The organism is Sphingomonas aquatilis, assembly GCF_014196115.1.
Lineage (GTDB): Bacteria > Pseudomonadota > Alphaproteobacteria > Sphingomonadales > Sphingomonadaceae > Sphingomonas > Sphingomonas aquatilis.
Genome location: NZ_JACIDB010000001.1, coordinates 171,349 through 192,214 on the forward strand (window position 1 = coordinate 171,349; position 20,866 = coordinate 192,214).

Here is a 20,866-nt window from a genome sequence, read left to right on the forward strand (position 1 = left end):
CCGGGAGAGGGAAGAGCCGCCTAAGGCGGCGAAGGGTGAGGGCAGCTTGCTCACTTAGCGATTCGCGGCGATGATCTGGCGGATGCGCGCCTCGACCGCGGGGTCGCGCGCGTCGGTGGGCTTGTCGCCATAGACCTGCGTCGCGGGCCGGCCCAGGCGGGCGCCGGACTGATCGGCGGTGTCGACGGTGGTCTTCACCGACAGGCCGATGCGCAGCGGGTTTTGCACCAGTTCCTTCGGTTCCAGCGCGATGCGCACCGGTACGCGCTGGACGATCTTGATCCAGTTGCCGCTGGCATTCTGCGGCGGCAGCAGCGCGAAGGCGTTGCCCGATCCCGCGCCGACACCGACGACACGGCCATGGAACACCACGTCGCCGCCATACATGTCGGCGGTGACGGTGGCAGGCTGACCGATGCGCAGGTCCTTCAGCTGCGTTTCGCGGAAGTTGGCATCGACCCACACCTTGCCGAGCGGCACCACCGCCATCAACGGCGTGCCCGCGGCGACCTGCTGGCCGATCTGCACGGTGCGCTGCGCGACGACGCCGTCGATCGGCGCGACGATGTGCATGTGGCTGCGCGTGATCGCGGCGCGGCGATAGGCGGCGACGGCGGCGAGCACCGCGGGGTTGGTGCTCGTGTCGGTGCCCTGCACCGCCGAACGCGCCTGCGCCTGCTGGCTCTGCGCGAGGGCGAGGTTGGCGCGCGCCACCTTCACCGCATCGGCGGCATGCGCCAGTTCCTCGCCCGAGATCGCGCCCTGCGCGGCGGCGCCCTGGCGGCGCGCGTAGTCGGCCTGCGCCGCGCTGAGCTGCGCGCGTGCCTGCACGATCGCCGCGCCGCTTTCGGAGACCTTGGAGAAGTCGGCGCGCGTCGCACGCACCGCCCGCGCCAGTTCCGCCGCGGCAGAGGCGAGCTGGACATCCGCGGTCGCCGGATCGAGGTCGAGCAGCGGCTGCCCGGCCTTCACCGTCTGCGTATTGTCGGCGTGGATCGCGGTGATCTGGCCCGGATCGCGCGCGGTGATCGCGACGACGTCCCCCGCGACATAGGCGTCGTCGGTCTCTTCCTCGGGCTTGGCCAGCAGGAAGTGGAACACCGCCCACACGATCGCGGCGATCACCACCACTGCGGCGAGGATCAGCAGGCCGGTGCGGCGCGCCTTGGGCTTGCCGCCGGGCGCAGGGCCGGCGGGCTGTGCGCCGTCGTCGGTGTCGGTCTTGGAATCGGGCGCGTCGGTCATCGGGCGGGTTCCTGGGAGGAAAAGCCACCGCCGAGCGCCAGCACCAGCGCAACGCGCTGGCGGGCCGCATCGGCGACGAGGTTGGTCTGGGCGCGTTCGGCGTCGAGCAGCCGGACGTCGGTGTCGATCAGCGACAGCTGGCTATCGAGGCCGCTGGCGACGCGCACCGCATTGAGGCGATTGGTTTCGGCAAAGCCGCGCACCACCTCGGCGGTGCGGGCGCGTTCCTGCGCCAGCGCGGTGATGCCGGCGATCGCATCCGCCGCCTCGCGCACCGCGCCGACGACGCGCTGGTTATAGTCGGCGGTAGCGAGGTCGACGCCCGCGGTGGCGCCCGCCAGATCCGCCTTCAACCGGCCGCTGTCGAAGATCGGCAAATGGATCGCCGGTCCCGCGCCCGCCGTGCCGGCATCGAGGCTGAAGAGGTTGCCAAGGCCGACCGCTTGGAAGCCGGCGAGCGCGGCGAGGTTGATGTTGGGATAGAAAGCGCGGCGCGCGACCTGGCGGCCGGCGGCGGCGGCCTCGATCCGTGCCTGCGCGGCAGCGATGTCCGGGCGGCGCGCGATCAGGTCGGCGGGGACGCGCGCGGGCAGCGGCAAGGCGGTGTCGAGGCGCAGCGTCGCCGGGCGGATCGCGGCGGCATAATCGGGGCCGCGACCGGCGAGCGCCGCCAGCGCGTTCACCGCGCGGGCGCGGGCACCGTCCGCCTCCGCCAGCGCGACGCGCGCCTGCGATAGTAAAGTCTGCGCGGCGGTCGCCTGCAGATTGCTCGCCAGCCGGTTGCGGATGCGCACGTCGACCAGCTGCACCGACCGTTCGCGCGTCGCGATCGTGCGGCGGGCGAGCGTCGCCTGCGCTTCGGCGCGCGCGAGGTCGATATAGGTCTGCACCACCGATCCGGCGATCGCGAGGCGGGCGGCGACGACGTCGAGCGCGGCGGCGCGGGCGGAGGCGCGCGCCCCCTCGATTGCGGCCTTCTGGCGGCCGAACAGGTCGAGGTTCCAGTTGAGGTTCGCCTGCGCACTGCCGAGGAAGCGCACCGATCCGGCATAGGGCGGCGGGATGGTGTAGCGGCCCGACAGGCGCGCAACCTGTGCCGATCCGTCGAACGTCACGTCGGGGCCGCGCTCTGCATCGCGCGCCGCCAGCATCGCCTGCGCCTGCGCGACACGGGCGAGCGCGGCGTCGAGATTGGGATTGCCCTTCGTCGCGTCGGCGACGAGGCGGTCGAGCTGCGGATCGCCGAACGCGGTCCACCAATCGTCCGCGATGGCGGGCGACGCATCGGCGGCAAGCCCCAGCGACGCGGGCCCGACCGGTGCGACCGCAGGCGGGCTGTGCGGCACCGCGCACGCGCTCGCCAGCAAAGCGAGCAGCAGGGCGGATTTCGGCTTTAAGAGATAGGGGGTCATGCACTGGCCCTTTCGTCGGCCGCGCGTTGCAGCGTGTCGCGCAGCCGCTGGAGCAGATGGATCGCCTGGTCGACGTCGCTGTCCGGCCAATCGGCCAGCCATTCATTCCACAGGCGGATGACGGTGTTGCGGACGTCCGCGGCGATCGCTTCGCCCGCGGGCGTCAGCGTCAGGCGCACGACGCGGCGGTCCTCGTCGTTGCGGGTACGCACGATCCAGCCGCGCTCTTCCAGCGTATCGACCAGCCGCGTCGTCGCGCCCTTGTCGTGGCCAAGGTCGCGGGCGATTTCGGCACAGGTCGTCGCTTGGGTGAAGCGGAGCGCCGCCAGCGCGCTCCATTGCGTCTTGGTGATGTCGGCGGCGGCGAACACCGGATCCATCGCCTGCGTGCCGAGCTGTTCGGCGCGGCGGATTAGATACCCGATCGAGCGCTCCGGCGCGAAATCCGACTCGGTGTAGAAGGGCATTTGGTTGCCATGGCAACCGTTGCCGAGGCAGTCAATCATGTTTCTGTATGTTGCTGATCCAACGGCCGGAAAGGCGGGCGCGTTCCATCGCTAACCGCTTCTTAGGGACGCGCGGGTAGACGGATGCGCTCCGTTGTCCGGGACACGCCACGCATGGAATTTCCGCTGATCGCCCCCCGGCCGCCCCGGCTCAGCACGCTGACCGACGGGCTGCGGCGCGTCGAGGCGTCGGGCGTGTTCAGCAACAACGGGCCCGAGGTGCAGGCGTTCGAGCGTGAGGCGACGGCGCAGCTGTTCGGTGGGGTGGGCGGTTGCCTGGCGGTCGGCAACGCGACGCTGGGGCTGATGCTCGCGATTCGGCAGGCGGTGCCCGCGCGGTGCGGCGGAGCGATGCCGCGGGCCGGCACGCTCGCGCTGATGCCGGCACTGACCTTTGCCGCGACCGCGCAGGCGGCGCTGTGGGCGGGGCTGACGCCGCTGATCGGCGATATCGAGCCGTCTTACTGGATATCCGACCCTGCGCAGGAGGAAGCGCTGCTCGCGCGCCACGGCGATCGGGTAGGCGTGATCGTGCCCTATGCGACCTTCGGCACCGATCTGGACCTCGATCGCTATGCGTGGCTGGCGCGCCGTTATGACGTCGGCGTCGTCGTGGATGCGGCGGCGTCGCTGGGGACGATCGATGCAGCGGGACGCGGATTCGGTACGGGTGCGCCCTTCGCCATCGTCTATTCGATGCATGCGACCAAGACCTTCGCCGTGGCGGAGGGGGGGCTGATCCATTGCGGCGATGCGGACCGGATCGCGTCGTTGCGCGCCATGGCCAATTTCGGGTTCGACCCGTCCGGATCGGGCGGCGCCCGCAGCGCGGCGCTGCCCGGGATCAACGCGAAGCTGCCCGAAGTGATCGCGCTGATGGCGCGCGCCAAGCTGACCGAGATCCATGCTGTGTGCGAGGCGCGGACTGCGATCGATGCGGCCTATCGCGCCGCCTTGCCCGGGTTCACGATGCAGGTGCCCGCCGCGCAGCGGCAGGCGACGCAGTTCATGCCGCTGTTGCTCCCGCCCGCACTCATCGGCCATCGCGCCGCGATCGTCGCCGCGCTGGCGGCGGACGGCGTCGGCGTCGGCCACTATTTCAGCCCGCATATCGGCGAGCAGCCGCTGTTCCGCGACGTGGCGGTGATCGAGCCGACGCCGGTCGCCGACGATATCGCCGCGCGCATGCTCAGCCTGCCGATCACCGATGCGATGACGCCCGCCGATGCGATCGAGATCGCCCACCGGCTGATCCGCGCGATCGAACGCGTGGTGGACGCGGAAATGATGCGGATGCTGGCGCCGCCCGGGACGGAGCATGCGGTGACGCAGGGTGCGGGGGATGACGTGAGGACCGTGGTGATCGGCGGCGGACCGGCCGGCACGGCGATGCTGACCGCGGCGAGCAAGCAGAACCGCCTGGTGCCGCTGGTCGAGGCCGGTTTGGCGATCGTCGAGCGGGGGCCGCGCCTGGGTGCCGGGGCGCTGGGCGGCTATGCGATCCGATCGGATACGACTGCCGAGACCTTCCTGTCGGCGGTGAAGGACAATCCCCACCCCGAACTCGCGGCGCTGGCGCAGCATCCCGCGGCGCGGCTGATGGAGCGCTATATCGGCGAACTCGGCGCGCCGTTGGCGGACACCGCGCCGCTGCTGGAGGCGACGGGCGAACGGCTGGGCACCATCGTCCGCGCGCATGGCGGCAGCGTGCTGACCGGCCATGCGGCGCAGGAGGTGCGGCGGACCGCCGACGGGCGCTGGGCAACGCGCGTTGCCGACGGCCAGGGCGCGACGCGCACGATCCTGTCCGACCGGATCGTCGTGGCGACCGGCGGGTATCAGACCGACGAACAGGTCGCCGCGAAACGCGTCGCCGGCATGCCGCTGGGCGTGATGGCGGGCCGGCGGCTGATGCGTTCCGACATCGTGTTGCGCCGGGGCGGCATCGCAGCGGTGCAGGAGCGGTTGGGGGCGTGCAGGGCGCCGCGCATCGCGATCGTCGGTGCCTCGACCAGCGCGATCGCCGCGGCGGTATTGTTGCTGAAGAGCCAGCCCGGCTTCGCCTTCGGCGCTGGCGCGATCACCATCGTGCATCGCCAGCCGCTCAAGCCCTTCTATCCGACGATCGCCGCGGCGCATGCCGAGGGCTTCCACGATTTCGACGAGAACGACATCTGCCCGGTCAGCGGTTTCGTGCTGCGCCTTGCCGGGTTACGGCTCGAATCGCGCGAATTGGTGCTGCGGATGCTGTCGCTGGGCGGTCGCACGCCCGATCCGCGCGTGACGACGCATCGCATCGCGGGCGATCACGATGCCGCCGCGCGCGCGATCATCGAAGGCGCGGATCTGGTGATCGGCGCGCTCGGCTATCGCCCGCGCTGCGTGCCGCTGATCGGCGTCGATGGCACGTCGCTGTCGCTGGCGCATCACGTCGGGCGGCCGATGGTCGACCGGCATTGCCGTCTGCTCGATGCCACGGACCGGCCGGTGCCGGGCGCCTATGGCATCGGCCTGTCGGCAGGCTTCGTGCCCTGGGGGCGCCTGGGCGGCGAAGCGAGCTTCCGTGGGCAGGCGAACGGCCTGTGGCTGTGGCAGAATGACGTCGGCCAGATGATCGTCGACCAGGTGTTGGAACCGGAGGCGCGCGCAGTCGCTGCGTAGCCATGCCCATCGTGTCCCTGATCATCCCCGCGTATAACGGGGAACATTTCCTGCCCGACACGCTCCGGTCGCTCGAGCGCCAGACGCTGACCGACTGGGAAGCGATCGTCATCGACGATGGATCGACCGACGCGACCCGCGCGCTGATGCGGAGTTGGCCGGATTCGCGCGTGCGGCTGATCGAGAATGCCGAGAATATGGGGCCGGTGCGCGCGCGCAATCGCGGCGTCGCGGCGGCGCGCGGGCGCTATGTCGCGGGCCTCGACCAGGACGATCTGTGCCTGCCTGAGCGGCTGGCACGGCAGGTCGCGTATCTGGAGGCGCATCCCGACGTCGCGCTGGTCGGGACGCAGGCATGCCAGCTGCGGGACGAGCGGGTGTCGCCGATGCACTATGCGCCGAACACGACGCCCGCGCTGATCACCTGGCTCAGCTGGATCGAAAATCCGCTCGTCTGGTCGACCGTGATGCTGCGCGCCGACACCGCCCGCGCGCTCGATCCCTTCACCCGGCCTGAATTGCTCTACGCCGAGGATTTCGACCTATACCACCGCATCCAGCCACTCGGCCGCATCGCGCGAATCGATTCGCCTCTGGTCCTCTATCGCCAGCATGCAGGCGGCGTGTCGAAGCGCTTTATCGACACGATGCAGACCGCGGCGACGCGCGTGCTGGCGGAACGGCATGCCGCCGTGCTGGGCGCTAACGATGCGGCGACGCTCGCGCGATTGCTGGTGCTGCACAACATGGGCGGCGTGCCGGTGCCCGATCGCACGACGCTGATGCAGCTTGGCGATGGGATCGCGGCGTTGCAGGCGGCGTTCCTGGCGCAGACGCGGCCGAGCCGGGACGATGCGCGGCTGATCCGCTGGGAAACCGCGCGCCGCTGGGCGCGGATCGGGCGCGCCGGGTTGCGATCGGGTAGCGTCCATATCGCCGATGTGGTCGCCGCGAGGCCGCCGCATCTGGGGCTGGGCTATGCCGGCCTCGAAACGTTGCTGTGGGACGGCGCAATCGGCACGGTGCGGCGCTGGCAGCGCACGCGGCGGGCGGCGTAGGCGGATCGCGTGCCGGGCCTGCGCGTTGGGCCGGCATGTTTACCAGCATCAATCCCGCGACCGGCCAGCCCGGCGACAGCATCCCCGAACTGACCGCCGACGCGCTCGACGCGGCGATCGCGCGTGCCGACAGCGCCTATCGCGCATGGCGGCTGACCCCGATCGCGGACCGTACCGCGCTGCTCGAACGGATCGCCGAACAGTTCGAGGCGAACACGCGCGAGCTCGCCGAGATCGCGACGCGTGAAATGGGCAAGACGCTGAAGTCGGCGATCGCCGAGGTGCAGAAATGCGCCACCGCCTTCCGCCATTATGCGCAGGAAGGACCGGCGATGCTGGAGCCGCGCCGCTTCGACACGCCCGGCCGCCCGGCGACCGCGCATTGGCAGCCATTGGGGCCGGTGCTCGCGGTGATGCCGTGGAACTTCCCCTTCTGGCAGGTGGTGCGTTTCGCCGCGCCGACGATCCTCGCTGGCAATGTCGGGCTGCTGAAGCACGCTTCGCTGACGCAAGGCTGCGGCGCGGCGATCGAGCGGATGATCGTTGCCGCGGGCGCGCCCGCCGGCCTGTTCCAGAACCTCGCCATCCGCTCCGATAAGGTCGATGCGCTGATCGCCGACCCGCGCATCGTCGCGGTGACGCTGACGGGAAGCGAAGGCGCTGGCATCAAGGTCGCCGAAGCGGCCGGGCGCAACCTCAAGAAGGTGGTGCTGGAGCTCGGTGGATCGGATCCGTTCATCGTCATGCCCTCCGCCGACCTCGACGCGGCAGTGAAACAGGCGGTGACCGCGCGTATCCAGAACACCGGCCAGTCGTGCATCTGCGGCAAGCGGATGATCGTCCATGCCGACATCTACGACGCGTTCCTCGATCGCTTTTCGGACGCGATGCGCGCGGTGAAGGCGGGCGATCCGATGGATGCCGACACCGATATGGGCCCGCTGTCGAGCGAAGAGCAGAGGCAGACCACGCTGGAGCAGCTTGCCGCCATCCAGACGGCCGGCGGGCGGCTGCTGTTCGGGGGCGAGGCGTTGCCGGGCAAGGGCGCCTATATGTCGGCGGGCATCCTGGTCGATGTGCCGATCGACGATCCGGCCGCGCAGGAAGAGCTGTTCGGTCCGATCGCGATGGTGTTCCGCGCCGCCGACATCGATGCGGCGATCGCGCTAGCCAACGACGTGCCGTTCGGTCTGGGATCGTCGGTATGGACCAACGACCCCGATGAGCGGGCACGCTTCGAGCGCGATATCGAGGCGGGCATGGTCGCGGTGAATGCGATGCTGTCCTCGACGCCCGAAGCGCCGTTCGGTGGCATCAAGCGGTCAGGCCATGGACGCGAGCTAGGCCCGTACGGTCTGCACGAGTTCATGAACCTGAAGACGGTGTTTGGCTGAGACGTGCGGCTGGGGGCTTGCCCTCAGCCGCGTCGTGCGGTCCAGGTGTAGAGGAACGAGATCCCCACCAGCCCCAGGTCGATCGCCGCCTGGAACCGGCGCGGGCTCTGGTCGCCGATGTCATGCGTGATCAGGCGGATGTCGGGCGTTGGATGGCGCAGCGCGACGAGCGACACGGCAGCCACCGCTGCGATCGTCCACTTGCGCCGGTCGGTCATGTCGCGTCCCATCCCCTTCTGCGGGCAGGACATATCATGGCGCGGCCGTCACGGCCATAGTGTAGGATGCGTTCGAAAAGTCGTGCGCGGCCTGCCGCGCATGGCGGGGTCGACAGGTCAGGCGGCGTCGCTGCGCAGCCCGTGCCGCACGCGGTCGCGGCCCGCCGCCTTCGCCTCGAACAGCGCGCGGTCGGCGTTGCGGTACATCGTCTTCCAGTCGATTTCGCGATGGAGCGGCCCGACACAGGTGCCGATGCTGGCGGTGACGCCAAGGTCGAACGGCATGCGATGGCCGCGCAGCCCGTCGAGCACCAGCCGCGCGTCGAGCGGCGCGGCGGCAGGTGTCAGGATCGCGAATTCCTCGCCGCCGATGCGCGCGATCAGCGATTCGGGTGCAGCGACGGACCGCAGCGCGCGGGCGAAGACGCGCAACACTTCGTCGCCGCCATCATGTCCGATGGTTTCGTTGACCGCCTTGAAGTGATCGATGTCGATCAACACCAGTTGGTGTTCGCCCGCCCGCGCCATCGCCGCTTCCAGGAACGCGCGGCGGTTGAGCAGGCCGGTCAGCGGATCGACCGCGGCCAGGCGAAGCGCCGCCACCTCCTGCGCACGCGCTTCGTCGCGTTCGCGACTGAGCAGCCGGATACGATAGGCAATGCCGACCGAGGACATCGACGCTTCCAGCGCGAGTGCGATGAAGGTGGAATTGTCGATCCACAGCTGCCACTTCACCAGGCTCATCGACGCCAGGATGCGGACGACCGCACACAGCACCGGCGGCCCCCAGGCGAGCGCAAACAGCAATAGGAAGCGGCTGCGCAGCCGCCAGGCGCGCCATACCACCGGCACGGTCAGCGCGACGACCATGCAATAGCCGATGGTGCACATCAGATCGGTCACCCCGGCGTAACGGGGCACGAACACGGTGAAGCTCGCCGCCGACAGCAGCAGGAAACCGATGACCACGTTGCTGGCCGGCCGCAGCCATCCGTCGAAGACGCGGCGTTCCATGAACGCGCGTACGAATATCACCGCGCTGGCCGCGATCAGTGCCAGCAGCATATAGCTCAATCGCTGGCGATCGTTGTTGTCCATGCCGGTCAGCTGGCCGAGCAGGCCCGACGCGCTGAGCGCATAGGCGAGCAGGCACAGCACCATGACGCAATAGGCGGGCTGGAATCCCTGACGCAGCGCCGCCCAAATGGCGAGATTGTAGATCAGCAGCGCCAGGCACATTCCGGCGAAGGCGGCATAGAGCGCGACCATCTCGCGATCGCTGTTTTGCGCTGTGTGCCGGTCGACCAGCACCGGTGCGACAAGGATGCCGCGACGGTTCAGCGATCCCTCGACATGCCACAGCAATCGGTCCGGCGCGGCGGAATGGGCGGGCAGGGGGATCTGGATCACCGCACCCAGTTGTAGCAGCCGCCACGTCGTCCGGCTGGTGAAGGCGACATGGCGGATCGCGCCATCGGTGTAGCGGACATACAGCGTCACGCGATCCTGCCACACGCTGCCCTGCCGCAGCAGCTCGCCCGATGGTACGGCCGAAAGGGGCTGCGACAGCAGCCAGTAACTGCCGGGGCCGAAGGCACGCTGCGGCGTCGTGCAGTCGAACCGATCGGGCGCGGCGAACAGCGCGGCGGGGTTCTGCGATCCGGTGTCGCGCAGCACGCAGGCCTTCAGCGGCGTGCGCGCGTGCGCCGCCGCGGGCAGGATGCAGCAGGCGATCGCGAAGCTCAGCACGATCATCGCGATGCGTCGCCACTGAAAACCTGCTGGCATATGGCTTGTCCCTAGCACCGGTTTTACAAAGCTTCGGTAAACGCGGCCATAGTTGACCTAGATGAAAAATCGCAGCGTTATCTGTGACATATAAAGCCGCGTCGGGCCTTTTGGTTGACATTATGCCATGGGGACGGCTGAATCGCGAACCATGGCATCGTCCCCCGACACGGCCCCGGCGCGCATGCCGGGCAAGCAGAGCGAACCCAGGGCCGGCTGTGGCGCGGCGATCGTCGTCGATGGTCGTATCCTGCTGCTGCGCCGGCTGACCGATCCCGAGGCGGGCAGCTGGGGCCTTGCCGGCGGCAAGATCGACCTGTTCGAAACCGCCGAAGCCGCGATGCGCCGCGAAGTGGGCGAGGAATTGGGCATCGTCGTCGGCACGGTGCAACTGCTCTGCTTCGTCGACCAGATCGACGTGGCGGCGGGTACGCATTGGGTCGCGCCTATCTATCGCGTGTTGAGCTTCACCGGCACGCCCCGCAATTGCGAACCGGCCAAGCATGACGGGCCGGTCTGGTATCCGCTGGATGCGCTGCCACCGAACCTCACCACACCGACGCGGGCCGCGGTCGCTGCGCTGGCGCGATCAGCTGAGGGTGCCGTTCCAGCGTAGCCCGAGCACGGCGATGCGGGTGCGGGTGACCGCGATGCGCAGGTACAGCGGCGGCATCAGCGCCACCTCGGCGAAGCCGGGCGGATGGTCGCCCTCGACGATCAACGACACCATCCTGGCGACCAGCGCGGCGACGAGGCGGAGGTCGCTGTCGCTGCTGAGCGCCGCCAAATCCGTGCGCAAACGCCGGCAGGCATCGTACGCACTTTCGGTCCAGACCAAGGGCCGCGTCTCCGCATCGCCCTGCGGGTGCGGCGGCGTATCGGCGATTGGGGGATGATGGACGAACGCGTCGGCCTGCCGCGCCATCTGCCAGCCGCCGAGCCAGCCGACGATGTGTTCGCTGTCGACCACCCGCCCCGCCGCCAGATCGGCCAGCGCCGCCGCATCGGCGGGATCGGCCGCATCGAGCGGCAGGCCGGCAAGGGGATCGTGCGGGTCCACGCCGGCTGGCTAACACGAAAACGGACCGGATCCGGGTGGATCCGATCCGTTTCGGAGGCAGTTGCGCTTGGCCGCGGTTACTTGGCGTCGACGGGTTCCGCCTTGCCCTTCTTGCGCGGCTTCTTCGGCGCGGCGGGTTCGATGGCGAACGACAGCGCGCCGTCCTTCATCTTCACCGTCACCTCGCCGCCATGGACCAGCTTGCCGAACAGCAGTTCCTCGGCGAGCGGCTGCTTGATCTTTTCCTGGATCAGGCGGCCCATCGGACGCGCGCCGTACAATTTGTCATAGCCCTTTTCGGTCAGCCAGCTCTTGGCGGCATCGTCCAGGTTGATGTGGACGTTGCGGTCGGCGAGCTGGAGTTCGAGTTGCAGGATGAACTTGTCGACGACGCGGGCGACGACTTCCGGCGGCAGGTAACCGAACGGCACGATCGCATCCAGCCGGTTGCGGAACTCCGGCGAGAACATCTTCTGCACCGCCTGCTCATCCTCACCCTCGCGGGTCAGGTTGCCGAAGCCCACCGTCTCGCGCGCCATGTCGGCGGCGCCCGCATTGGTGGTCATGATCAGGATCACGTTGCGGAAATCGACCGTCTTGCCGTGCTGGTCGGTCAGGCGACCGTTGTCCATCACCTGCAACAGGATGTTGAACAGGTCGGGATGCGCCTTTTCGATCTCGTCGAGCAGCAGCACGCAATGCGGGTTCTGATCGACCGCATCGGTCAGCAGGCCGCCCTGGTCGAAGCCGACATAGCCCGGGGGCGCACCGATCAGCCGGCTGACCGAGTGGCGCTCCATATATTCGGACATGTCGAACCGCTGCAGCGGGATGCCCAGGATCGACGACAGCTGCTTGGCGACTTCCGTCTTGCCGACGCCGGTGGGGCCGGTGAACAGATAGTTGCCGATCGGCTTTTCGGGATCGCGCAGGCCGGCGCGGGAGAGCTTGATCGCCGCCGACAGCTTCTCGATCGCCGCATTCTGGCCGAAGACGACGCGCTTCAGGTCCGTCTCGAGGCTTTCGAGCGCGGCACGGTCGTCGGTGCTGACCGACTTCGGCGGGATGCGCGCCATCGTCGCGATCACGGCCTCGATCTCCTTGGCGGTGATCGTCTTCTTGCGCTTGTTGGCGGGCACCAGCATCTGCATCGCGCCGACTTCGTCGATCACGTCGATCGCCTTGTCGGGCAGCTTGCGGTCGTTGATGTAGCGTGCGGAGAGTTCCACCGCCGACTTAATCGCATCGGGCGTGTACTTGACCGAATGGTGATCCTCGAATGCCGAGCGCAGCCCGGCGAGGATCTTGATCGTATCCTCGATCGTCGGTTCGTTGACGTCGATCTTTTGGAACCGGCGCAGCAGCGCGCGATCCTTTTCGAAGTGATTGCGAAACTCCTTGTACGTCGTCGAGCCGATGCAGCGGATCGAACCGCCCGACAGCGCCGGCTTCAAGAGGTTCGACGCGTCCATCGCGCCGCCGCTGGTCGCGCCCGCACCGATCACCGTATGGATCTCGTCGATGAACAGCACCGCATGCGGCAGCTTTTCGAGTTCGTTGACGACCGCCTTCAGCCGCTCCTCGAAGTCGCCGCGGTAACGCGTGCCGGCGAGCAGCGCGCCCATGTCGAGGCTGTAGATGACGGCTTCCTTCAGCACGTCAGGCACCTCGCCCTCAACGATCTTGCGGGCCAGGCCTTCCGCGATCGCGGTCTTGCCGACGCCGGGATCACCGACATAGAGCGGATTGTTCTTCGACCGGCGGCACAGAATCTGGATCGTGCGATCCACCTCCGGCCCGCGACCGATCAGCGGATCGACCTTGCCGATCTTCGCCTTTTCATTGAGGTCGACGGTGAACTGCTTGAGCGCGCTTTCGCTCTTGCCCTTGTCCTGACCCTTCGCCGGCTTTTCCTCTTCGGCACCCTTGGGGGTGGAGGCTTCGGTCTGCGCGCCGCCCTTGCCGACGCCATGGCTGATGAAGCTGACAGCATCCAGGCGGCTCATGTCCTGTTGTTGCAGGAAATAGACGGCGTAGCTCTCGCGCTCGCTGAACAGAGCGACGAGCACGTTGGCGCCGGTCACCTCGTCGCGGCCCGACGACTGGACGTGCAGGATCGCCCGCTGGACGACGCGCTGGAAGCCGCTGGTCGGTGACGGATCGGTCGCGGTGTCGACCTTCAGCGCATCGAGTTCGGTGTCGAGATAATGCGCGACGGTGGTCTTCAGGTCGCCGAGGTTGACGTGGCACGCCTCCATCACCTGGGATGCATGTTCGTCGGCGATCAGCGCGAGCAACAAATGCTCGAGCGTCGCATATTCGTGCCGCCGCGAGGACGCGGCCTCGAGCGCCTTGTGCAGCGTGGTCTCGAGCGCGGGGGCGAAGGATGGCATTCAGCTTACTCCAGTCGGACCGGATCGTGACGCCCGGTCCTTTCCACCTATGTCGGTATCGTTGGGCCGTGCATCAAGCGGCGGGCGGCACACCGGGCGGGGCTGGCGGGAACCCGATCCGGTGCGCGCGTCGCTCATCGCCGGAATAGCGCGTCGGCGCTTGCGCGATGGTTAACGGAGCGTTCGATATGCCGCCGGGTGCGCGCGATCTCGCCCTCCAGCGCGGCGATGCGCGCCTCCAGCTCGGCGACCGACAGCGGGTCGAGATCCTGCCGCAGCAGCAGGCCGAGGGCGTCGTCGGGACGGGAGGGGGCGTCGTCCATATCCATCACGCGCTAACGTTGACCCCCGCCGGTGCGATGTCAATAAGGCACCATAGGGCGCGCGCTGCGTTTGCGGCGGGCAACAGGGACAGGATGGGCGGATGGACGAACGGCAGCACGGGGCAACGATCCCCGCGACGATGCAGGCGATCGATCCAGAGGCGCATGGCGGACCGGAGGTGCTGCGGCTGGTGGAACGCCCGGTGCCGCAGCCGCAATCGGGCGAGGTGCTGATCCGCGTCGCCGCGGCCGGGGTGAACCGGCCCGACGTGCTGCAGCGCAAGGGCGGCTACCCACCGCCGCCGGGGGCGCCATCGATCATGGGACTGGAGGTTTCCGGCACCGTCGTCGCCGTGGGCGAGGGTGTCGAGGATACGATGATCGGCCAGCCGGTCTGCGCGCTGATCGCAGGCGGCGGCTATGCCGAATATGCGGTCGCGCCCGCCGGCCAGTGCCTGCCGGTGCCGCACGGGCTCGACATGGTCCACGCCGCGGCGATCCCCGAAACGCTCTTCACCGTGTGGACCAACCTGTTCGAACGCGCTTTCGCGACCGAGGGCGACAGCGTGCTGGTCCATGGCGGCACCAGCGGCATCGGCACGATGGCGATCGCCTTGGGCCAATTGTTCGGCATGACGATCATCGTCACCGCCGGATCGGACGCCAAATGCGCCCGCGCGCTGGACCTCGGCGCGGCGCATGCGATCAATTATAAGACCGAAGATTTCGTCGAACGCGTGAAGGCGATCACCGACGGCAAGGGCGTCACCGCGGTCATCGACATGGTCGGCGGCGACTATGTGCCACGCAACCTGCAATGCCTCGCCGACGACGGCCGCCACGTCTCGATCGCGGTACAGGGCGGCCCGACCGCGACGATCCCGATCTTCGAGATCATGCGCCGCCGCCTGACGCTGACCGGATCGACGCTGCGCCCGCGCGACACTGCGTTCAAGACGCTGGTCGCCGACGAAATCGCGCGCACCGTCTGGCCGCACGTCGAGGCGGGCCGCCTGCGTCCGGTGATCGACAAGGTCTTCCCGCTGGCCGACGCCGCCGCAGCGCATGCGCGAATGGAAGAGGGCGACCATGTGGGCAAGATCGTGCTGACGGTGTGAGGAGGCTGCACATGGACGCCCCAGGCGTAAGGCCCCCGTCACCCCGGACTTGATCCGGGGTCCCGCTGTTGCCCACAGATAAAGAAGAAGCGGGATCCCGGCTCAAGGCCGGGATCCCGGCGAGAAAACCGCGCAATTCCACCACACGCCTTGCCCTTCGCGTGCGCGTACCGTACATCGAAGGGTGCAGCAGGCCGCTCCGGATGGGGCGGCCCTATTTATTTCCGACGGAGTTTTCCCGTGGCCCAGCCGCTCATGCCCCATGCGACCGCTTCCTGGCTGGTCGACAACACCTCGCTGTCGTTCGATCAGATCGCGGACTTCTGCGGTCTCCACATCCTCGAAGTGCAGGCGATCGCCGACGACACCGCTGCGACCAAGCTGACCGGCCGCGATCCGGTGCGTGCGCACGAGCTGACGCAGGACGAAATCGACAAGGGCCAGGCCGACCCCGCCTATCGCCTGAAGATGATCAAGGGCCCCGAGCAGGTCCGCCGCACCAAGGGCCCGCGCTACACGCCGGTGTCGAAGCGTCAGGACAAGCCCGATGGCATCGCCTGGATCATCCGCAACCATCCGGAAATCACCGATGGCGCGATCAGCAACCTGATCGGCACCACCCGCACGACGATCGCGGCGATCCGCGATCGCAGCCATTGGAACATCGCCAACATCACGCCCAAGGACCCGGTGACGCTGGGCCTGACGACGCAGCGCGAACTCGACGCCGCGGTCGCCAAGGCATCGAAGGGCACGGGCGAAGCCGCCCCGGCCGACACCCGCCTGGAAGGCGACCGCGAGGCGCTGATCGCTTCGCTCCGCGCCGAGCGCGACGCGGCGAACCGCGAGGTCGACTCGTACGAGAACGATCCGGCAGCGGCCGCACAGGCGCTGTTCCAGGATCCGTTCAAGCGCTGATCTAGCCCGTCACCCCGGCCGAAGAGCCGGGGTCCCGCTTCTGCGAGCGGCCTGAAAAGAAGCGGGACCCCGGGTCGAGCCCGGGGTGACGATCATGATGGGCGGTTCGCTCTGCCCCCCTCACACCACTGCGGGCGTCACCGCTACGCCCGCCACGCCCGGATCGAAGGCGAACAGATTCCCCGCCTCGGGCTGCTCGGCCAGCGCCGCCGCATCCAGCCCCTTGCGCGCGCTCGTTGCGTAGGCCGTGCGCAGATCGGGCCCGCCGAACGCGATCTTGGTGATGTTCGACGCCGGCATTTGCACCGTCCCCATCAGCTGACCCGCGGGATCGTAGCGGCGGACACCCCAGCCGCCCCACAAAGCGACCCACAGGCACCCGTCCGCGTCCGCGACCGATCCGTCGGGCCAGCCCGCCCCCTCCTCGATCGTGACGAAGCGCTCTTCCGGCCCCAGCGTGCCGTCGTCGCGGATCGCCGCGCGCCAGATCGTCTTGCCCAGCGTATCGGTGTGGTAGAGCGTCGATCCATGCACCGCCGGCCCGTTGGTGATCGTCACGGCCGGCAGACCGCTGCATCGGATCGCGCCGCCGTGATGCGCGAACAGCCGACCGGTATCGGCGCTCTCGCCATCGTCCATCGTCCCGAACCAGATGCGGCCGTGCGAATCGGTTGCCGCATCGTTCAGCCGGTTGTGCGTCGGATGGCCATCGGGCGTGGCATGCGGGCGGAAGGTGCCGTCGGCGGGATCGAAGCGATACAGGCCGCTCTGCAACCCGGCGATCATGCCACCGTCCATGGCGGGCAATACCCAGCCGACCTGCTCGGGCGCGTCCCAGCGATGCGCGGTGCCGGTCGCCGGATCGAAGCGGTGGACGTGGCGCTGCTTGATGTCGACGAACCACAGGGCGGCGTCGCGGCCGATCCACACCGGGCCCTCGCCCAGCGTTGCCTGGACCGGCAGGACGGATCGAACATCATGGTGCATCGGGAATCATCCTCTCGTCTGTCCCGCGCACCATTCCCGCTCGCGCGGCCGGCGTCTAGTCAGACAAATGCACGCGCCGGCAGGGAAACCCGCGCGACGAGGCCACCGCCCTCGCGGGCATCCAGCGTCAACGCGCCGCCATGCAGGCTGGCCAGCTCGCGCACGATCGCCAGGCCGAAGCCGTGGCCTTCGCCGCGTTCGTCCAGCCGCACGCCCGCCTGGGTGACGCGGCTGCGCTCTTCTTCGGGAATGCCGGGGCCGTCGTCGGTGACGGTCAGCACCAGCCGCCGCGCATCCGCCGGGTCGAGCGATGCGGACGCCTGCACCATGCTGCGGGCATGCTGCGCAGCATTGTCGAGCAGATTGCCGAGCAGTTCGTCGAAATCCTGCGGCTCGATCGCCGCGACTGGATCGCCGCGGACGTCGGCGGTGATCGCCAGACCACGGTCGCCGTGCAGCCGCCCAATCGCCTGCACCAGATCATCGACCGCGGGGCGCACCGCGGTGCTGGCGCGCGTATCGACCACACCGGCACGGGCACGGGCGAGGTGATGGCGGATCGTCGCGTCGATCCGCTCGACCTGCGCGGCCCCCTCCGCATCTGCGCGGAGCCGCAACGCCAGCGTTGCGACCGGCGTCTTCAGCGCATGGGCGAGGTTGGCGGCGGACTGGCGCGCGGTGGCGAGCGCCTGCGCGCGATCCGCGGCGAGCGCATTGAGTTCGGCGGCAAGGCCCTGCAGCTCGACGGGCTGGTCCTCATCGACCCGCTCCGCTTCGCCCGCGCGGATCGCGGCGAGCTGCGCGCGCAGTCGGGCGAGCGGCTTCAGTCCCAGCCGCAGCTGCACCAGCGTCGCCGTCGCGAGCAGTCCGGCGAGGATCGCCAGCGCGGCGAGCAACGGCACCAGCGCCTCGCGCAGCGGCCGCGCGATCACCCCGCGCGGCGCGGCGGCGATCAGCGTCACCGGGCCGCTGCGCGTCGTCAGCACCAGCCGTCGCGCATGCAGGCGCACGCCGCTGGCATCGGTGCCGTCCACGCCCTGCGGCCCTCCATCCGGCAGCGGCGCCGCGCCCGGTGGTGGCGGACCGGGCGGTCCCGGCAGGCGCGGGCCGGGCCGCGCGGCGTCGGGCCGGGGCACGAACCGGTCGGTCGAGCCGATGGCGCCGCCCGGCGCCTCGATCCGCCACAACCAGTCGCGCCCCGCGTCCAGCGCCCCCTGTCGCTGCGCCAGGGCCGCGCGATCGACCCGGCCGTCGCCATCGACGACGCTCGCCATCAACGCGATTTCGGCATCCAGCCGCCGGTCGATGCCTTCGGTGACGACGCGCTCCAGCACGCCCGCGATCGCCCAGCCGGCGATGCCCAGCGCCGCCAGGATCGCCACCGCCGACAACAGCAGCATCCGTCCCTGCAACGACCGCGGCATCATGATCCGCCGCCGCACGTCAGCCGATACCCGCGCCCGCGGATCGTCTCGATCCGGTCGGCGCCGATCTTACGACGCAGCCGGCCGACGATGACCTCCAGGCTGTTCGAATCGACATCGGCATCGCCTTCGTAGACGCGCTCGAGCAGGTCGAGCCGCTCGATCACCGCCTCCTTGCGCAGCATCAGCGCCGACAGCACGCGCCATTCGAACGCGGTCAGCTTCAGTGGCAGGCCGTCGAGCTCGAAATGCCCGATGTGCGTATCGAACGACAAGGGCCCGCAGGTCAGCACCGGCTGCGCATGGCCGGCAGCGCGGCGGACCAGCGCGCGCAGCCGCATCATCAGTTCCTCGACGCGGAACGGCTTGACCAGATAATCGTCGGCGCCCGCCTTGAACCCGGCGACCTTGTCCGACCAGCCATCGCGCGCGGTCAGGATCAGCACCGGCAGCGCGCGCCCCGCCGCGCGCCATTCGCGCAAGACCGTGATGCCGTCCTTACCGGCGAGGCCCAGGTCGAGCACCGCCGCGTCATAGGCTTCGGTCTCGCCCAGATGCGCGGCGTCGATGCCGTCGGCGATCAAGTCGACCGCGCAATGTTCGGCCCGCAGCGCGCGCGCGATCGCGGGGCCCAGTTCGTCATCGTCCTCGACCAGCAATATCCGCATGACACCCGTCACCTATGGCCCCTGCCTAAACCGAAACTGAACCGCATGGTTCAGCGGGCGTCGGCTGCGAATCGGTAGAACCCCCTCATCGACCCCCAAGGAGACGACAGATGGGTAGGTTCACGAAGCGTATGAAGGAAAAACTGACGCTGGAGCATCGCCAATGGGCGGCGCTGGGCGCAGTGGTGGTGCTCGCCGCGAGCGCGGGCGGCGCCGGCGCGATGGCGATGACGCGGCCGTCGATCGAAATGGCGCCGACCGTCGCCACGCCGATCGCCAAGCTCGCCTCGAGCAGCGGCATTGTCACGGTGAAGGGCCGCGTCGCCGAGGTGTTCGGCAACCGCATCGTCGTGCAGGACGGCAGCGGCCGCGCGATGATCGACGCCGGACCCGATGGCGCGAGCAACCTCACCACCGGCGCGCCGGTGATGGTGCAGGGCCGCTACGACCAGGGCCAGCTGCGGGCGCAATTCCTCGTCGGCCCGAATGGTGCGGTCGAGGCGGTCGGTCCGGCGCACCCGCCGCACGGCCCCGGCGCACCGCCCCCGCCTCCGGGCGCTGGCTCTGCCGGCCCGCCGCCGCCCCCGCCGGGTGCCGCCCCCGCCGGTGCGCCCCCGCCGCCGCCGCCCGGCACTAGCCCTGCCGGAGCCGGTCCGACCGGCGCACCGCCGCCGCCGCCTGCCGGCGCGAACGGTGTCGCCCCGCCGCCCCCGCCGCCGGGTGGAGCGGGCGCTCCGCCGGCTGCTGGCGCCCCGGTGCCGCCGCCCGCAGGCGCCCCGGTGCCTCCGCCCGCAGGCGCTCGTCTGCCGGCCCCCGCGGCAGGCGCGCCCACCGCGCCGCCGCCCGCCGCTCCGGCGCGCTGATCTGACGAGCCGGCTGCCCTTATGGGTGGCCGGCTTTTCCTATGGTCACGCAAAGACGCGAAGACGCGACGATGGCGCGTTCCGGGCTACGCTCGACCCTGCCCATCGGATCGTGACGGAAACGGCCGCGCGTGCGGCAGGCGCGCCCCCTTCGCGTCTTAGCGTCTTCGCGTGACCAAATGGCCGTCACGCGAATCCCAGACGGCTTTACCCCGCGGCGACCGCCGCATCGTCCAGCGCCGCCGCGCGGACCAGCGCCTCGCGGCTCGCCAACCGGCCCGCATATTCCTCGAACGCCGCGCGCTTGGGCAGTGACCCGAATTGCAGCCCCCACATTACCTGCGCCCCGACATAGACGTCCGCGGCGGTGAAGCGATCGCCGGCGATATACGGATGCGCCGCGACCGCGCGCTCCAGCACGTCAACCATGCGATCGTAATTGCCGTATCCCGCCATCCGCTGCTGCTCCGCGGTCGGCGCGACGCCCATCGATCGGTTGGTGATCGCCTGCTCGGCCGGCCCGGCGGCGAAGAACAACCAGCGGTAATAATCCGCGCGCTCGTCATCGGTCGGCGCCAGACCCGCGTCCGGAAAGGCGTCGGCGCAATAGGCGCAGATCGCCGCGCCTTCGGTCACCACATGGCCGCGATGGACGATCGCGGGCACCTTGGCCATCGGGTTGATCGACCGATACGGCTCGGCCTTCATCGTCGTCGCATAATCGAGCAGCACGACGTCATAAGGCGCGCCGGTTTCCTCGAGCATCCAGCGCGCGATCCGGCCGCGCGACATCGGGTTGGTGTAGAGCGTCAGATCGGCGGGCATCGGGC

Annotated in this window: 19 protein-coding genes; 7 read left to right on the forward strand and 12 right to left on the reverse strand. The window is 69.4% G+C overall.

What is annotated here, in order from left to right; translation table 11 throughout:
* Positions 1–54 precede the first annotated feature (54 nt).
* Genes GGR47_RS00835 through GGR47_RS00845 form a run of 3 tightly spaced genes read right to left on the reverse strand, consistent with a single transcriptional unit; the run spans position 55 to position 3,124 of the window.
* Positions 55–1,245, reverse strand: a complete 1,191-nt coding sequence (locus tag GGR47_RS00835) for an HlyD/EmrA/EmrK family protein (protein WP_147037312.1) — start codon at positions 1,243–1,245, stop codon at positions 55–57.
* Entirely contained in the window at positions 1,242–2,657 is a 1,416-nt protein-coding gene (locus GGR47_RS00840; protein ID WP_183949406.1) for an efflux transporter outer membrane subunit, read from the reverse strand. The genes GGR47_RS00835 and GGR47_RS00840 overlap by 4 nt, the downstream gene beginning before the upstream one ends.
* Entirely contained in the window at positions 2,654–3,124 is a 471-nt protein-coding gene (locus GGR47_RS00845; RefSeq protein WP_017977415.1) for a MarR family winged helix-turn-helix transcriptional regulator, read from the reverse strand. The genes GGR47_RS00840 and GGR47_RS00845 overlap by 4 nt, the downstream gene beginning before the upstream one ends.
* Before the next feature lie 153 nt (positions 3,125–3,277).
* Here GGR47_RS00845 and GGR47_RS00850 point away from each other — a divergent pair, with 153 nt between their 5' ends.
* Genes GGR47_RS00850 through GGR47_RS00860 form a run of 3 tightly spaced genes read left to right on the forward strand, consistent with a single transcriptional unit; the run spans position 3,278 to position 8,276 of the window.
* Positions 3,278–5,824, forward strand: a complete 2,547-nt coding sequence (locus tag GGR47_RS00850) for a DegT/DnrJ/EryC1/StrS family aminotransferase (RefSeq protein ID WP_147037175.1) — start codon at positions 3,278–3,280, stop codon at positions 5,822–5,824.
* Between the two features lie 2 nt (positions 5,825–5,826).
* On the forward strand, positions 5,827–6,882 hold the full coding sequence (locus tag GGR47_RS00855) for a glycosyltransferase family 2 protein (protein ID WP_147037176.1): 1,056 nt from the start codon (positions 5,827–5,829) through the stop codon (positions 6,880–6,882).
* A gap of 35 nt (positions 6,883–6,917) precedes the next feature.
* Complete coding sequence (locus GGR47_RS00860; RefSeq protein WP_147037177.1) at positions 6,918–8,276, forward strand: NAD-dependent succinate-semialdehyde dehydrogenase; 1,359 nt, start codon at positions 6,918–6,920, stop codon at positions 8,274–8,276.
* 23 nt (positions 8,277–8,299) lie between these two features.
* On the opposite strand, the gene GGR47_RS00865 is transcribed toward GGR47_RS00860, so the two are convergent.
* Both GGR47_RS00865 and GGR47_RS00870 read right to left on the reverse strand, forming a co-directional pair.
* The gene (locus tag GGR47_RS00865; protein ID WP_017977419.1) at positions 8,300–8,494 is read right to left on the reverse strand and encodes a hypothetical protein; all 195 of its coding nucleotides are present in this window, start codon (positions 8,492–8,494) and stop codon (positions 8,300–8,302) included.
* A 117-nt stretch (positions 8,495–8,611) separates the two neighbouring features.
* The gene (locus GGR47_RS00870; protein WP_147037178.1) at positions 8,612–10,282 is read right to left on the reverse strand and encodes a GGDEF domain-containing protein; all 1,671 of its coding nucleotides are present in this window, start codon (positions 10,280–10,282) and stop codon (positions 8,612–8,614) included.
* Between the two features lie 151 nt (positions 10,283–10,433).
* Between GGR47_RS00870 and GGR47_RS00875 the strand changes: the two genes are divergently transcribed.
* Positions 10,434–10,898, forward strand: coding sequence for an NUDIX domain-containing protein (locus GGR47_RS00875; RefSeq protein WP_244305266.1), 465 nt, complete (start codon positions 10,434–10,436; stop codon positions 10,896–10,898).
* Here the strand turns inward: GGR47_RS00875 and GGR47_RS00880 are convergent.
* The 3 genes from GGR47_RS00880 to GGR47_RS00890 all read right to left on the reverse strand — a co-directional run bounded on the left by GGR47_RS00880 (position 10,872) and on the right by GGR47_RS00890 (position 14,064).
* Positions 10,872–11,342, reverse strand: coding sequence for a hypothetical protein (locus tag GGR47_RS00880; protein ID WP_183949407.1), 471 nt, complete (start codon positions 11,340–11,342; stop codon positions 10,872–10,874). The two genes, GGR47_RS00875 and GGR47_RS00880, sit on opposite strands and share 27 nt — an antisense overlap.
* A gap of 77 nt (positions 11,343–11,419) precedes the next feature.
* On the reverse strand, positions 11,420–13,735 hold the full coding sequence (gene clpA, locus GGR47_RS00885) for an ATP-dependent Clp protease ATP-binding subunit ClpA (RefSeq protein WP_017977423.1): 2,316 nt from the start codon (positions 13,733–13,735) through the stop codon (positions 11,420–11,422).
* A 134-nt stretch (positions 13,736–13,869) separates the two neighbouring features.
* Entirely contained in the window at positions 13,870–14,064 is a 195-nt protein-coding gene (locus tag GGR47_RS00890; protein ID WP_017977424.1) for a DUF1192 domain-containing protein, read from the reverse strand.
* Positions 14,065–14,159: 95 nt separating this feature from the next.
* On the opposite strand from GGR47_RS00890, the gene GGR47_RS00895 reads away from it, so the two are divergent.
* Together GGR47_RS00895 and GGR47_RS00900 are read left to right on the forward strand one after the other, a co-directional pair.
* The gene (locus GGR47_RS00895) at positions 14,160–15,176 is read left to right on the forward strand and encodes an NAD(P)H-quinone oxidoreductase (protein WP_082049326.1); all 1,017 of its coding nucleotides are present in this window, start codon (positions 14,160–14,162) and stop codon (positions 15,174–15,176) included.
* A 240-nt stretch (positions 15,177–15,416) separates the two neighbouring features.
* Positions 15,417–16,094 (forward strand): DUF1013 domain-containing protein, encoded by a 678-nt coding sequence (locus tag GGR47_RS00900; RefSeq protein WP_116461911.1) that lies wholly within the window; start codon positions 15,417–15,419, stop codon positions 16,092–16,094.
* Between the two features lie 120 nt (positions 16,095–16,214).
* Here the strand turns inward: GGR47_RS00900 and GGR47_RS00905 are convergent, their stop codons facing one another.
* From GGR47_RS00905 to GGR47_RS00915, 3 genes are read right to left on the reverse strand one after another with little or no spacing between them, the layout of a single operon-like run.
* Positions 16,215–17,081: an SMP-30/gluconolactonase/LRE family protein gene (locus GGR47_RS00905; protein ID WP_147037264.1), complete on the reverse strand. Its 867-nt coding sequence runs from the start codon at positions 17,079–17,081 to the stop codon at positions 16,215–16,217.
* A 59-nt stretch (positions 17,082–17,140) separates the two neighbouring features.
* The gene (locus GGR47_RS00910) at positions 17,141–18,508 is read right to left on the reverse strand and encodes a sensor histidine kinase (RefSeq protein WP_183949408.1); all 1,368 of its coding nucleotides are present in this window, start codon (positions 18,506–18,508) and stop codon (positions 17,141–17,143) included.
* Positions 18,505–19,173, reverse strand: a complete 669-nt coding sequence (locus GGR47_RS00915) for a response regulator (protein ID WP_147037473.1) — start codon at positions 19,171–19,173, stop codon at positions 18,505–18,507. Before GGR47_RS00915 ends, GGR47_RS00910 begins: the two co-directional genes overlap by 4 nt.
* Positions 19,174–19,283: 110 nt before the next feature.
* Here GGR47_RS00915 and GGR47_RS00920 point away from each other — a divergent pair, with 110 nt between their 5' ends.
* Positions 19,284–20,036, forward strand: a complete 753-nt coding sequence (locus GGR47_RS00920) for a hypothetical protein (protein WP_246342832.1) — start codon at positions 19,284–19,286, stop codon at positions 20,034–20,036.
* Between the two features lie 207 nt (positions 20,037–20,243).
* On the opposite strand, the gene GGR47_RS00925 is transcribed toward GGR47_RS00920, so the two are convergent.
* Positions 20,244–20,861 (reverse strand): glutathione S-transferase family protein, encoded by a 618-nt coding sequence (locus tag GGR47_RS00925; protein ID WP_147037167.1) that lies wholly within the window; start codon positions 20,859–20,861, stop codon positions 20,244–20,246.
* Positions 20,862–20,866: the final 5 nt, after the last annotated feature.